At 69.7% G+C, this 13,031-nt stretch carries 8 protein-coding genes, 1 tRNA gene and 1 pseudogene; 7 read left to right on the forward strand and 3 right to left on the reverse strand.

What is annotated here, in order from left to right; all coding sequences use genetic code 11:
- The first annotated feature begins 717 nt into the window (after window positions 1-717).
- From dnaN to gyrA, 5 genes are all read left to right on the forward strand, one after another.
- Window positions 718-1,926 (forward strand): DNA polymerase III subunit beta, encoded by a 1,209-nt coding sequence (gene dnaN / locus AC08OQ_RS11040; RefSeq protein WP_476605204.1) that lies wholly within the window; start codon window positions 718-720, stop codon window positions 1,924-1,926.
- Window position 1,927: 1 nt separating this feature from the next.
- A complete protein-coding gene (gene recF / locus AC08OQ_RS11045) occupies window positions 1,928-3,136 on the forward strand; it encodes a DNA replication/repair protein RecF (protein WP_476601107.1) in 1,209 nt (402 codons plus the stop codon).
- Window positions 3,126-3,917 (forward strand): DciA family protein, encoded by a 792-nt coding sequence (locus AC08OQ_RS11050; RefSeq protein WP_476601109.1) that lies wholly within the window; start codon window positions 3,126-3,128, stop codon window positions 3,915-3,917. The genes recF and AC08OQ_RS11050 overlap by 11 nt, the downstream gene beginning before the upstream one ends.
- A gap of 313 nt (window positions 3,918-4,230) precedes the next feature.
- A complete protein-coding gene (gene gyrB / locus AC08OQ_RS11055) occupies window positions 4,231-6,165 on the forward strand; it encodes a DNA topoisomerase (ATP-hydrolyzing) subunit B (protein WP_476601111.1) in 1,935 nt (644 codons plus the stop codon).
- A gap of 199 nt (window positions 6,166-6,364) precedes the next feature.
- Window positions 6,365-8,857 (forward strand): DNA gyrase subunit A, encoded by a 2,493-nt coding sequence (gyrA, locus tag AC08OQ_RS11060; RefSeq protein WP_462203711.1) that lies wholly within the window; start codon window positions 6,365-6,367, stop codon window positions 8,855-8,857.
- Between the two features lie 686 nt (window positions 8,858-9,543).
- On the opposite strand, the gene AC08OQ_RS11065 is transcribed toward gyrA, so the two are convergent.
- Window positions 9,544-10,008, reverse strand: a complete 465-nt coding sequence (locus AC08OQ_RS11065) for a hypothetical protein (RefSeq protein ID WP_462188017.1) — start codon at window positions 10,006-10,008, stop codon at window positions 9,544-9,546.
- On the opposite strand from AC08OQ_RS11065, the gene AC08OQ_RS11070 reads away from it, so the two are divergent.
- Both AC08OQ_RS11070 and AC08OQ_RS11075 read left to right on the forward strand, forming a co-directional pair.
- Window positions 10,007-10,639 (forward strand): DUF3566 domain-containing protein, encoded by a 633-nt coding sequence (locus AC08OQ_RS11070; protein WP_476601113.1) that lies wholly within the window; start codon window positions 10,007-10,009, stop codon window positions 10,637-10,639. The two genes, AC08OQ_RS11065 and AC08OQ_RS11070, sit on opposite strands and share 2 nt — an antisense overlap.
- A 63-nt stretch (window positions 10,640-10,702) precedes the next feature.
- Window positions 10,703-10,776 (forward strand) — tRNA-Ile (locus AC08OQ_RS11075).
- Window positions 10,777-11,380: 604 nt separating this feature from the next.
- On the opposite strand, the gene AC08OQ_RS11080 is transcribed toward AC08OQ_RS11075, so the two are convergent.
- Together AC08OQ_RS11080 and AC08OQ_RS11085 are read right to left on the reverse strand one after the other, a co-directional pair.
- Window positions 11,381-12,577, reverse strand: a complete 1,197-nt coding sequence (locus tag AC08OQ_RS11080) for an acyltransferase family protein (RefSeq protein WP_476601115.1) — start codon at window positions 12,575-12,577, stop codon at window positions 11,381-11,383.
- Window positions 12,578-12,813: 236 nt separating this feature from the next.
- Window positions 12,814-13,031, reverse strand: a pseudogene (locus AC08OQ_RS11085) (glycosyltransferase family 2 protein); the annotation flags it as partial.

Genomic DNA, 13,031 nt, shown 5'->3' on the forward strand with positions numbered 1-13,031 from the left:
AGGCCCTAGGGGCGCTGCCCGCTGCCACCGCCGCTGCCCACCGCCGGGCAGCACGGTTCCTCCTATTCCCCCCGGCCAGAACGGTCCTGCGGACCGATGGCTGCCGCCCGACGGCGGGGCGTGACGCCTCGCCGGGTGTCACACATGGCGCATGGACCGGACGCCGCGGGGCAGGACTCCCCCGAACGACCACGGACAACCGGGGACAACCGGGGACAACCGCACCGAGCCCACTGGGTGGTTCCGCCCACAGCTTGTGGAAAACGTTGTGGACAGCCTGCGGTCGGAACGGTGGAGTGGCAGTGGACAGCCTGTGGACAACTCGGGGAAGGCCTGTGGAGGGACAACGTGGTCCTTGTGGACGCAGATCGGGCCTGGGGATAACCACTGCGCGCATGCACAGATCCACCCACAAGATTTGCACCGGCCGACAACCCCTCTGACCTGCGGAAACAGCAGTTATCCCCAGTATCCACACCCCCTACTACTACGACCAACTAGATTTTTCTAAGAATGATCAAAAACTCTTAGTACTAGGAGGTGTGGACAACGGCTCGAGCCCGGATCCGAGCGATCTACGTGCCGCGGCTGGACCCCAGGCAAGCGCCCGGAGCGCGGCCGACCGCTCGTCGGCGTCTGCTGGCACTCTGAGATGCTGGTCGGTGTTCCCTGCGGGGTGACTCCGAACAACCGGAGGGAACGACAGGAGGCCTAACCATGAAGTTCCGGGTGGAACGGGACGAATTCACCGAAGCGGTCGCCTGGACCGCACGCACGTTGCCGAGCCGGCCGACCACCCAGTTGCAGGTGCTCTCGGGCCTGCTCCTCGACGCGACCGGACCGATGCTCAAGATCGCCGCGTACGACTACGAGGTGGCCGCCCAGTGTACGGTGCACGCGACCGTGTCGGAGGAGGGGCGCGGGCTCGTCAACGGCAAACTGCTCGCGGAGATCACCCGGGCGCTGCCCGCGGCACCGGTCGATCTGGGCATCGACGGCACCCGTTTGGTGATCACTTGTGGCAATGCTCGGTTCGCGTTGCCGATGCTGCCGGTGGACGACTACCCAGCCCTTCCGGCCATGCCCCCGATCACGGGGCACATCGAGGGATCCGCGTTCGCTGCAGCGGTCTCACAGGTGGCGATCGCAGCCGGTCGTGACGACACGCTGCCGGTCCTTACCGGGGTCCGCCTCGAGATCGAGGGGGACACCCTCACCCTCGCCGCGACCGACCGTTACCGGCTCGCCGTGCGGACGCTGAAGTGGCGGCCATCGGAAACAGCCGCCGGGCTCGGTGCGGGCGGTGTGACCGGTGCGGACAGCCCCCCGCCCACACCGGTCACGGTCGCCCTCGTGCCGGCCCGCACCTTGCTCGACACCGCGAAGTCGTTGTCGGGTTCAGGGGTGGAGGTGTCCATCGCGCTCGGGGCGGGGCCCTCCGGCGAGACGCTGGCCGGTTTCGCCGGCTCGACCCGGCAGACGACGACCCGGTTGCTCGACGGAAGCTTCCCGCCCTACCGCAAGCTGTTGCCGGACAGCTCGCCGTTGATCGCGCAGCTGGAGATCGCCCCGTTGCAGGAGGCTGTCAAACGGGTGGCGCTGGTCGCTGCGAAGACCGCACCGGTGCAGCTGACGTTTTCCCCGGACCACCTCGTGCTGGAGGCTGGAACGGGCGGTGAGGCGCAGGCAACGGAGACCCTCCCGGTGACCTACGATGGGCCGGAGCTGTCTGTGGCGTTCAACCCGTCGTACCTGCTCGACGCGCTCGGGGCGCTGGAGTCGGACGTCGTACGGGTCGGTTTCGCCAGCGCGGAGGACCCGGCGGTGGCGGCGAACAAGCCGGCGATCATGACCCGGAAGGCCGACGACGACGGCGAGGTCCCCGACTACCGGTACCTGCTGATGCCGATCCGCCTGCACGGGTGACGTGCACCTCACGCACCTGTCCCTCGTCGACTTCCGGTCCTACCCAGCTCTTGACCTAACGCTGGGTCCGGGAGTGGCCACCTTCGTGGGTGGTAACGGCCAGGGGAAGACCAACGTGATCGAGGCGATCAGCTATGTCGCCACGCTGGCCAGCCACCGGGTCGCCGGGGACGCCCCGCTGGTCCGTGACGGCGCGTCTCGGGCGGTCATCCGCGCCAGGATCGTCCGGGGTGACCGGGCCGCGCTGGTGGAGATCGAGATCGTTCCGGGAAAGGCGAACCGGGCCCGGTTGAACCGGGCTCCCGTCGCCCGGCCGCGTGACATCGTCGGTCTGCTGTGCACCGTGCTGTTCGCCCCGGAGGACCTGGCCCTGGTGAAGGGGGATCCGGCGCAGCGTCGTCAGTTCCTCGACGAGCTGCTGATCGCCCGGACCCCGAGGATGGCCGCGGTCCTCGCCGACTACGACCGGGTCCTCAAACAACGATCGACCCTGCTACGCACCGCCGGGACGGCCCGGCGAGCCGGGGGGCAGGGAGATCTGCGCACCCTCGACGTCTGGGACGGGTACCTGGCCACGCATGGCGCCGAGGTGCTGGCCGCGCGGTTGGCACTCGTCGATGCGTTGCGGCCGGCCGTGGCCGCGGCGTACGAGGCCGTCGCCGGCGCCGAGTCCGCCACCGCGCTGGACTACCGTTCCAGCGTCACCCTCCCGGACACCTTGCCTGCACCCGGTCCACCCGGTCCACCCGGTCCACCGGGCCAGCCAGAGCAGCCGGGCGCAGGTCGGCCGGGTCCGGCGGCACCGGATCGGACCATGCTGGCGGAGGCGATCCGCGCCGATCTGGAGGCCGCCCGGCCGCGGGAGGTCGAACGGGGGATGACGCTGGTCGGTCCGCACCGCGACGATCTGCTCTTGTCGATCAACGGGCTCCCGGCCCGCGGCTACGCGAGTCACGGCGAGTCTTGGTCCCTCGCCCTCGCGCTCAAGCTGGCCTCGTTCGACCTGCTGCGTGCCGATGACCGCGAGCCGGTCCTGCTCCTGGACGACGTTTTCGCCGAACTGGACACGCGTCGCCGCGGTCGGCTCGCGGAACTCGTCGCCTCCGCGGAGCAGGTACTGGTCACAGCCGCGGTCGAAACCGACGTTCCCACGGAGCTGACCGGGGTGCGGTACGCCGTCGCCGACGGAGAGGTCCAGCATGCCCACTGAGCGCCCAGACCCCCGGGACCATCCCACCGCGCCCGGGCGGTCCCGGGGAGGTGCCGGGAGCCGAGGGAAGACCGAGGGGCCGGACGGCACCGCAGCCCGCGGAGCGGACCTGGCGCGGGAGATCCTCGCCCAGGCCAAACGGGACGCGCGGGAGCGTGGGCGGGGACGGGGGGGCGCCGGCCACACCGCCCGCCACCCGGCCGGGCCGGGTCCGGCCGGACCCGGCCCTGGTTGCGGTGGCGGGATGCCAGGTGCTGACGGCGGCACGTGGGCCGATGAGGAGGCATCCGCCGGCGCCACCGGGACGGGCGGTCCGTGGGGCCCGGGCTCTCGGGCCCGCCTCGGTGCCCGGCGGGCCGACCCGTCGGACGACCAGGTGCCCCGCCGGCCGCGGATGCCGGGCATCGCACCGCCCGGCCGGGAATGGCGCGAACCGGTCGGTTTCGGGACGGCGATCAACCGGCTGCTGGCGGCCCGTGGCTGGAAGGCTCAGGCGAGCGATGCGAACGTCCTGGCCCGATGGGATGTCATCGTCGGGCCGGACATCGCCGACCACTGCACCCCGGTGTCCCTGCGTGACGGAGAGCTGGAACTTGTCGCGGAGTCGACGGCCTGGGCGACCCAGCTGCGCATGCTGTCCCGGCAGCTCCTCGGCATCCTGCACCGGGAGCTCGGTCCACACGTGGTCCGCCGGATCGTCGTGCGTGGACCGACGGCGCCGTCCTGGCGGCACGGGTCCATCCGAACCGGCGGTCGAGGACCCCGTGACACCTACGGCTGAGACCGGCGTTCGGCTGGCGCCCGCCTGACGCTCCCTGCGCCCCTGCGCTCTCCAGGCGCCCCTTGGCGCCTGGAGAGCGCCTGTGGTATCCGTCGGGGCGACTGGGGTGATCATGACGGTTCCGCGGGGTCGCGGTGCCGGTGACAGCCGTGGAGGCGCGCCAAGGCGGTCGGAGGAGTCGGTCCGGTAGGGGGGGTTGGCCATCCCCATGTGCGTGGCGCTGCGCAGACGTCAGGGGGCTCCCTGCGTCCGCTATGGCGGGTTGCCGGGTAGACTGGTGGATACTTCCGCCCAGAACGAGGGGACCCGCCGCGTGGCCTACGATGCAAGTTCGATCAAGGTTCTCGAAGGTCTTGACGCGGTCCGCAAGCGTCCTGGTATGTACATCGGCTCCACTGGAGAGCGTGGACTGCATCATCTCGTCTACGAGGTCGTGGACAACGCGGTGGACGAGGCGCTCGCCGGTTACTGCGACACCATCACCGTGACGCTGCTTGCCGACGGCGGGATGCGGGTCACCGACAACGGCCGCGGCATTCCCGTCGGCATGCATCCCACCGAGAAGCGGCCCGCCGTCGAGGTCGTGCTGACCACCCTGCACGCCGGCGGGAAGTTCGACGGCAAATCGTATGCGGTGTCCGGCGGGCTGCACGGAGTCGGCGTCAGCGTGGTCAACGCGCTGTCCACCCGGCTCGACGTGGAGATCCAGCGGGAGGGGCACGTCTGGTTCCAGCCGTACGTGGCGACCCGCCCGGACAAGCCGCTGGCCAAGACCGGTACCACCCGCAAGACCGGGACGTCGGTCACCTTCTGGGCGGATCCGACGATCTTCGAGACCACCGAGTACAAGTACGAGACGCTCGCCCGCCGCCTGCAGGAGATGGCCTTCCTCAACAAGGGGCTGTCGATCACGCTCGTCGACGAGCGTGACGAGGAACGCATGGCGGTCACCTACAAGTACGCCAACGGCCTGGTCGACTTCGTCGGTCACCTCAACGCCACGAAGGACACCATCCACCGCAGCGTGATCTCGCTGGAGTCGAAGGGCGTGGGCATCGAGGCCGAGCTCGCGATGCAGTGGAACGGCGGCTACACCGAGTCGGTCTACACCTTCGCGAACACCATCAACACCCACGAGGGCGGCACCCACGAGGAGGGCTTCCGGGCCGCGCTGACCAGCGCCGTCAACGCCTACGCCAAGGACCAGAACTTGCTCAAGCCGGTGAAGGCCGGGGCCAAGAACAGCGACGAGCGGCTCTCCGGCGACGACATCCGGGAGGGCCTTACCGCGATCATCTCGGTGAAGCTCGCGCAGCCGCAGTTCGAGGGCCAGACCAAGACCAAGCTCGGCAACACCGAGGCCAAGAAGTTCATCCAGGAGATGTGCTACTCGGCGCTCAAGGACTGGTTCGAGGTCAACCGCACCGAGGCTCGGGCTATCGTCAGCAAGGCGCTCGACGCCCAGCGGGCCCGCATCGCCGCCCGTCAGGCCCGCGATCTGACCCGGCGCAAGGGTCTGCTCGGCGGCACCGGTCTGCCGGGCAAGCTCGCCGACTGCCAGTACACCGATCCCGAGCGGTGCGAGCTGTACATCGTCGAGGGTGACTCGGCGGGTGGGTCGGCCAAGGGCGGTCGGGACTCGAAGTTCCAGGCGATCCTCCCGCTGCGAGGAAAGATCCTCAACGTCGAGAAGGCCCGCATCGACCGCGTCCTGAAGAACACCGAGGTCCAGGCCCTCATCCAGGCGCTGGGTACCGGCATCCACGACGATTTCGACATCGCGAAACTGCGCTACCACAAGATCGTATTGATGGCGGACGCCGACGTCGACGGCCAGCACATCCGGACCCTGCTGCTGACGCTGCTGTTCCGGTTCATGCGCCCGCTGGTCGAGGCCGGTCACGTGTTTCTGGCGCAGCCGCCGCTCTACAAGATCAAATGGGGTAGGGAGGACTGGGAGTACGCCTACTCCGACCGGGAGCGCGACGGGCTGGTCGCCCGCGGGGTGGAGTCCGGGCGCAAGCTGCCCAAGGATGCCATCCAGCGATTCAAGGGTCTCGGCGAGATGAACGCCACCGAGCTGTGGGACACCACCATGGACCCGGACCGGCGCATCCTGCTGCAGGTCACGCTCGACGACGCGGCGGTCGCCGACGAGTTGTTCTCCGTGCTCATGGGTGAGGATGTCGACGCGCGTCGCAGCTTCATCCAACGTAATGCCAAGGACGTGCGTTTCCTGGACATCTGACCCGGCCGTGTCGCGTGCCTCGGATCGGTCGTCGGGTGGCCCTCAGGTCAGTCCGGGTGCGGCGATCCCGACGGTCCGACCCGGCGAACGGAGGGCTCCGGATCCCACCCGCCGTCGGATCCCACCCGGCCCCGTTGCCCGGGGCGCCCGTCCCGCCCTGACGCCCTGACGACTGCTCCCACTGCCCTGGAAGGACCCCGTGGTCGACGTCCTACCTCCTCCCCCCGGCGACCGCATCGAGCCCATCGGCATCGAAGTCGAGATGCAGCGGTCGTATCTCGACTACGCCATGTCGGTCATCGTCGGCCGTGCGCTGCCGGAGGTACGCGACGGGCTCAAGCCCGTCCATCGCCGGGTCCTCTACGCCATGTACGACGGCGGCTACCGCCCCGACCGCGGGTACTTCAAGTGCTCCCGCGTGGTCGGGGACGTCATGGGTAACTACCACCCCCACGGCGACACGGCGATCTACGACACCCTCGTCCGGCTCGCGCAGGGCTGGTCGTTGCGCTACCCGCTGGTCGACGGGAACGGCAACTTCGGCTCGCCCGGCAACGATCCACCCGCCGCCATGCGGTACACTGAGGCGCGGATGGCGTCCTTGGCGATGGAGATGCTGCGTGACATCGACCAGGAGACGGTCGACTTCGCCCCGAACTACGATGGGCGTTCGCAGGAGCCGCTCGTTCTGCCCAGCCGGTTCCCGAACCTGCTCGTCAACGGCGCCGGCGGCATCGCGGTCGGCATGGCGACGAACATCCCGCCGCACAACCTGCGCGAGGTCGCGAAGGGCGTGCGGTGGGCGCTCGACCACCCGGACGCGAGCGACTCCGAGTTGCTCGAGGCGCTGATCGGCCTGATCAAGGGCCCGGACTTCCCGACCTCGGGGCTCATCGTCGGCCGTAACGGCATCGAGGAGGCCTACCGCACCGGCCGCGGCAGCATCCGGATGCGGGCGGTGGTGAACGTCGAGGAGAACAAGGGCCGCACCCAGCTCGTCGTCACCGAGCTGCCCTACCAGGTGAACCCGGACAACCTCGCCGAGAAGATCGCCGAACTGGTCCGGGACAACAGGGTCACCGGTATCGCCGACGTCCGGGACGAGACCTCGGCGCGCATCGGCCAGCGTCTGGTCATCGACCTCAAGCGCGACGCCGTCGCCAAGGTCGTGCTCAACAACCTCTACAAGCACACCCAGCTTCAGGACACCTTCGGCGTCAACATGCTGGCGATCGTCGACGGCGTGCCGCGTACCCTGCGCCTCGACCAGATGGTCCGCTACTACGTCGAGCACCAGATCGACGTCATCGTCCGCCGGACCCGCTATCAGCTGCGCAAGGCCCGCGAGCGGCTGCACGTCCTGGACGGTCTGCTGATCGCGCTGGATCACCTCGACGAGGTCATCAACCTCATCCGCAACGCCGAGTCGGCGGACGTGGCCCGCGGCCAGCTGATGGAACGCTTCTCGCTGTCGGAGATCCAGGCCACCGCCATCCTCGACATGCAGCTGCGCCGGCTCGCCGCCCTGGAACGTCAGCGGATCATCGACGAGGCGGCCGAACTTCGCGCGAAGATCTCCGATCTGGAGGCGATCCTGGCCTCGCCGACCCGGCAGCGGCAGATCATCGGCGAGGAGCTCGCCGAGGTCGTCGAGAAGTTCGGCGACGAGCGGCGAACCCGTCTCGTCCCGTTCGAGGGCGACATGTCCATCGAGGACCTGATCGCCCAGGAGGACGTGGTCGTCACCGTCACCCGCGGCGGCTACGCCAAGCGCACCAAGACCGACCTCTACCGCTCGCAGCGCCGCGGCGGCAAGGGCGTGCAGGGCGCGGCGCTGCGCGAGGACGACATCGTCGAGCACTTCTTCGTCACGACCACCCACCACTGGCTGCTGTTCTTCACGAACAAGGGCCGGGTGTACCGGGCGAAGGCGCACGAGCTGCCCGAGCAGGCCAGGTCGGCCAAGGGCCAGCACGTCGCGAACATCCTGGCTTTCGGGCAGGATGAGCGGATCGCCGAGGTCATCGCGGTCAAGGACTACGAGGCCGCCCCCTACCTGGTCCTGGCGACCAAGCGCGGGCTGTGCAAGAAGACCGCGCTGCATGACTTCGACTCGAACCGGGCCGGTGGCCTGGTGGCGATCAACCTGCGCGACGACGACGAGCTGATCGCCGCCCGGCTCGTGGCGCCCGGCGACGATCTGCTCCTGGTCAGCCGCAACGCCCAGTCGATCCGGTTCCACGCCGACGACGAGCAGTTGCGGCCGATGGGCCGGGCGACCTCGGGTGTGATCGGTATGCGGTTCGATGCCGAGGACGAGCTGCTGTCCATGGACGTCGTCGTGCCGGGTACGACGGCGGATCTGCTCGTCGCCACCTCCGGTGGATACGCGAAGCGGACGCCGCTGGCCGAGTACCCGGTGCAGGGCCGTGGTGGCAAGGGCGTGCTGACCGCTAAGATCGTCTCGACTCGCGGTGGTCTGGTGGGGGCACTCGTCGTCGATCCCGACGACCAGCTCTACGCCATCGCCTCCAACGGAGGTGTATTGCGGACTGTTGCCAAGGATGTACGGCGGGCGCAGCGGCAGACCATGGGAGTCCGGCTCATCGATCTGGAGTCCGGCGTGCAGGTTGTCGGAGTCGCGCGTAATGCTGATGCGGAGGACACCGACGCCGGGCCCCAGGAAAGCTGAGAGCGAGCCCCGAGAGGCTGACGGTCTCGTGGTCGTGGCCACCCACGCCGAGAACGACGCCGCCCGAGGGGACGGGTGTGCGCGGGACCCGTGCACACCGTCAGGACCGAACCGGGAGAGTCCGTGAGTGACAGTCAGGAAGACCGGCCAGCCCGGTCGGCGGTCTACCGCGGCCCCTCCTCGGCCGCCGGGTCGGAGGGAGCGCGTGACACCGAGCAGTCCCGCCGGCCGAGCAGAGGGGACGGGGCCGGCCCGCGGTCCACGGTGAGACCCGCTTCCCCTGGTTCCTCCGGTGCTGGCGGCGCGGCCAGGGGCGCGGGTTCCTCCGGCCCGGGTTCCGCGGGTTCCGCCGGTGTTTCCGGTTCCGCCGGGCGTGATTCGGAAGCCGGTCGCCGGGCTGGCGCCGGGCCGGCGCCGGGACGCGCGGCGGACGCCGCGGGCCGCTCGTTGTCGCTGCGGGACGGCCGTGGGGGGGACGCCGGCAGCGAGACGGTGAAGGTGCCCGCGGCCGGCGGTGGGCCCGCGTCCGGTAATCCGTTCTTCCAGCGGCCCGGGCGGCCCGGGCGGCCCGTGGATGAGCGGGAGGGCGGCCGCGGCCCGGCCGGAGGCGCGGCGGACTCGCCGCCGTCCTCCGCCGGGGGGCCGACGGGTTCGATTGGGTCGTCGAAGGCCGGGTCGTCGAAGGCCTATCCGGCTGAACCCGGCTCGTCGGCGTCGGGTTTGGCGGCGCCCCGCTCCGGATCGGTCCCCGACGGGGCGAAGTCTCCCTTGTCCTCGCGGTCCTTGTCCACCTCCTCCGCGGGCGCGTCGGGCGCAGGTTCGTCGGGTGGCCCCTCCACGGGACGTGCCAGCGGAACGTCGTCGGTGTCCCCATCCGGGTCGGCTCGTACCGGGGCCGCTGGAACCCACTCCGACGAGGCGGGCTCGGCTACCCGGAAACTCGGCTCGGCCGCCGTATCGTCGCCGGCGAAGTCCCTCGGCCTGGCGCCACCCGGACCCGGTCGAGCCACGCCAGGGGGGCCGGCAGTTCGCGTGGAGCCCCCGGCCGAGCGGCCACAGGAGAACGACACCATCTCCCTGGTCCGCCCGCCCAGCATGACGAGGAGCCGTACCACGAATCCCGACAGGAACCGTGCCGCGCCCGAGCGCATGCCCGCCCCCGATCCGGTACGCCCCGCCGCGCCGGGCCCGGCGGGGGGCAGGTCCGGCGGTGCCGGCCCCACGGCGGCCTACGACCGGCCGCTCGCGGCGCCGGAGTCCGCGGGTACCGCCACGACGACGGGCGCTCCGAACAGCGTGACCACGACCTCCCCCGGCGCGCTCGACGACCAGCTCGAGCCGATCTCCGCTGAGCGGGCGGGTGCCGGTCACTCTCCTGGCCGGTCCGGTCCCGGCTCGTCCGGTTCCGCCCGCCCGCCCGGTCAGGGCCGGCGGGCCAAGCTCAAGCTGTCCAAGGTCAATCCCCTCACGGTGACCCGGGTCAGCTTCGCGTTCTCCCTCTGCGTCTTTGTGGTTCTGCTCGTCGCGATCGCCGTGCTGTGGTTCGTCCTGAACTCGATCGGCGTGTTCGACAGCGTCTCCGACGCGGCCGACACCCTGACCGACAGCAGCAGCACCGACATCCGAGGATGGCTGTCGTTCGGCCGGGCAATGCAGATCAGCTTGCTCATCGGGGCGATCAACGTCATCCTCATGACCGCGCTGTCCACGCTCGGTGCCCTGCTCTACAACCTCTGCGCCGAGATGATCGGCGGCGTCGAGCTGACCCTGAGCGATCATTAGCTTGGAGGTGCGGCGGCGGTCCCACTCCTCCGCCGCCGTCCTGTATTCTTGCACTCGCAGCACGGACCTATAGCTCAGTCGGTTAGAGCGCTTCCCTGATAAGGAAGAGGCCGGTGGTTCAAGTCCACCTAGGTCCACGCGCTGGCCGGTCATGCTCGCCGCCCTGTGGGCGGCTTCGCCGTGGCCGTCATGCTGGCCGGGGGGCCAAGTCCCCCGAACCCCCCGCGTTGCGCCTTCGGAGCTCGCCGTGCCCAGCGGGGTGGTCGGGCCCCGGCGGCGAGGTTTGAGATCAGGGCCGGGTCGACGTGCTGCGCGAGGTCGAGGGCAACGCCACAGGGACGACCTCCGGCTGCATAAACCGTCCACCGGTGATCCGGGAAGATCCCCGCGCGTGCGGGGATGACGCCGCCGCAGCGGGCGTCAGGCTCGGCGGGTCGGGAAGATCCCCGCGTACGCGGGGACGACGAACCACCGGCCTCTTCCTTATCAGGGAAGCGCGGAAGATCCCCGCGCATGCGGGGACGACACTTGCTGACCTGGGAATCTATCAGCGGAGCAGGCCGAAAAACTTCACTCCGCTAAGCCGGCCGTTGGCGGTCGGCAGGGTGCCAGACGTGGCGGCGGAACCCGTGTGCCTGTCAGTGTCCCGGCGACGGCGTGGGCGGGCCGCCGGCACGACGGTCCGTACGCGCGGCCAGCGCACATAGCGCAGCCGGCGCAGACCGGGAAGCCTGCGCCACGTCAGGGAGCTGGCCGTGCCGGTCGCGCCGAGGTGGCGGACACCGAGGCGGGCACCGGGGTGTAGCGAAGCTTCTCCACCAGGATGGACAGCCGGCGGCCCGGTTTCTCCAGGACGACGTAGCTGATCCATCCACCGAGGACGCCGGCCGTGACCAGCAGGGCGGCCACCCACGGAAACGCCGACGGCGCATGACTGACCAGCCCGTGCCGGTCCAGCACTAGCAGCAGAATCGGCTCATGCCACAGGTACACGCTGTAGCTGATCATGCCGAGCCAGACGAATGCTGGGGTGGCGAAGAACCGGCGCCACAGCGTGTCGCGGGGCGCCAGCACGGACGCGGCGAACAGCACACCGAAACCGATCGAATTCAGCGTGGAGAACGCCTCGAACGATGCCGCGGTGTGCCCCCGGACCATCGCGTCAGCGATGATGAGCCCGGCGGCGACGAACCGCAACGCACACGCGAGCGGGGCGGACAACGGCCGTTCCCGACCGCGGCGGACATAGAGAACCGCAGTGATCATTCCGAGGCCGAAGTTGCCGGCATAGTTCTGCGGCGAGAACCAGTACGCCCACTGGTCGTGCTGGGCCCGCACGATGTAGACCGCGTAGACGATCCAGACGGCGGACACCACGATCAGCAGGACCGGCGGCAGGCAGAGCCGCCGCCAGCGATGCGCCTCGGGTAGTCGATGGGTCTGCCGCCGCCGCAGCCAGCCGGCGACCAGGGCGAGGTAGAGATAGAAGTAGACCTCGACGGCCAGCGACCAGGCCGGGCCGATCGTGTAAAACACCCGTTTACTGTCGAAGACCTGGGTGAAGGTCAGGTGTTCGACCAGGTCGATCCAGTCGCCGGGCAGGCCGGGGTTGCGCGCCGCCCATACGATGATGAGCGCCGTGTAGTACAGCGGAAGAACCCGCAGCCCACGACGTATGAGCGTGTCTGTGGGTGACCGTTGGGTCCGGCCGGCCCTGACCCGGTTCACCATCGGCATATACAGCAGGAACCCGGAGACCAGGAAGAACCAACTGATCATCCCGTCGAAGGCGCCGAGGACCTGGCCGAGGAATGTACCCGCGTACGGCGTGTTGCCATCCCCGCGGCAGAACTGATAGGCGTGGAAAATGATCACCGAGATCGCCGCCACGCCGCGGAACCCGCCCAGGTCGACCAGCTCGAGCCTGGGATCGCCCACTGTCGTCTGCCGACGACCGCGGCGGTTTCCTCCGGTCTCTCCGGTGATACCTGCCTCCCCGGCCCGCGGCCGGGCCGAGGTCCGGACCGGCACCGTCGGCCGCTCCCTCGGTGGCGGTAACGGTGGTGGCGGCGGTGGCACCGGTGGCGGTGGGGGCTGCGCCCACCAGGACGGGAGAGCCGGCGCGGGCAGAACCCGGGACCTCGGCACGATGTTTCGAGGGTCGCCTGGTGTGGTCATGACCTGGCTTCGGGGTAAGGGACCACACCGCCCGCCGCGAAGCCGGCTGGAGGGGCGGTCGCGCTGTCCGGCGTGACCGGGTCGGGCTGCGGCACGGTGCGTGGGGTCACGTGCCACTCTCGTTCCCGCAGCAACTCCTTCACCGGTGCCAGCCGGGCGATGACGTTCTTGAACTCGCTGTAGAAGATGTTCATCAGGCAGAACTGGACGTAAA

Source organism: Frankia sp. CcCS3 (assembly GCF_977927575.1).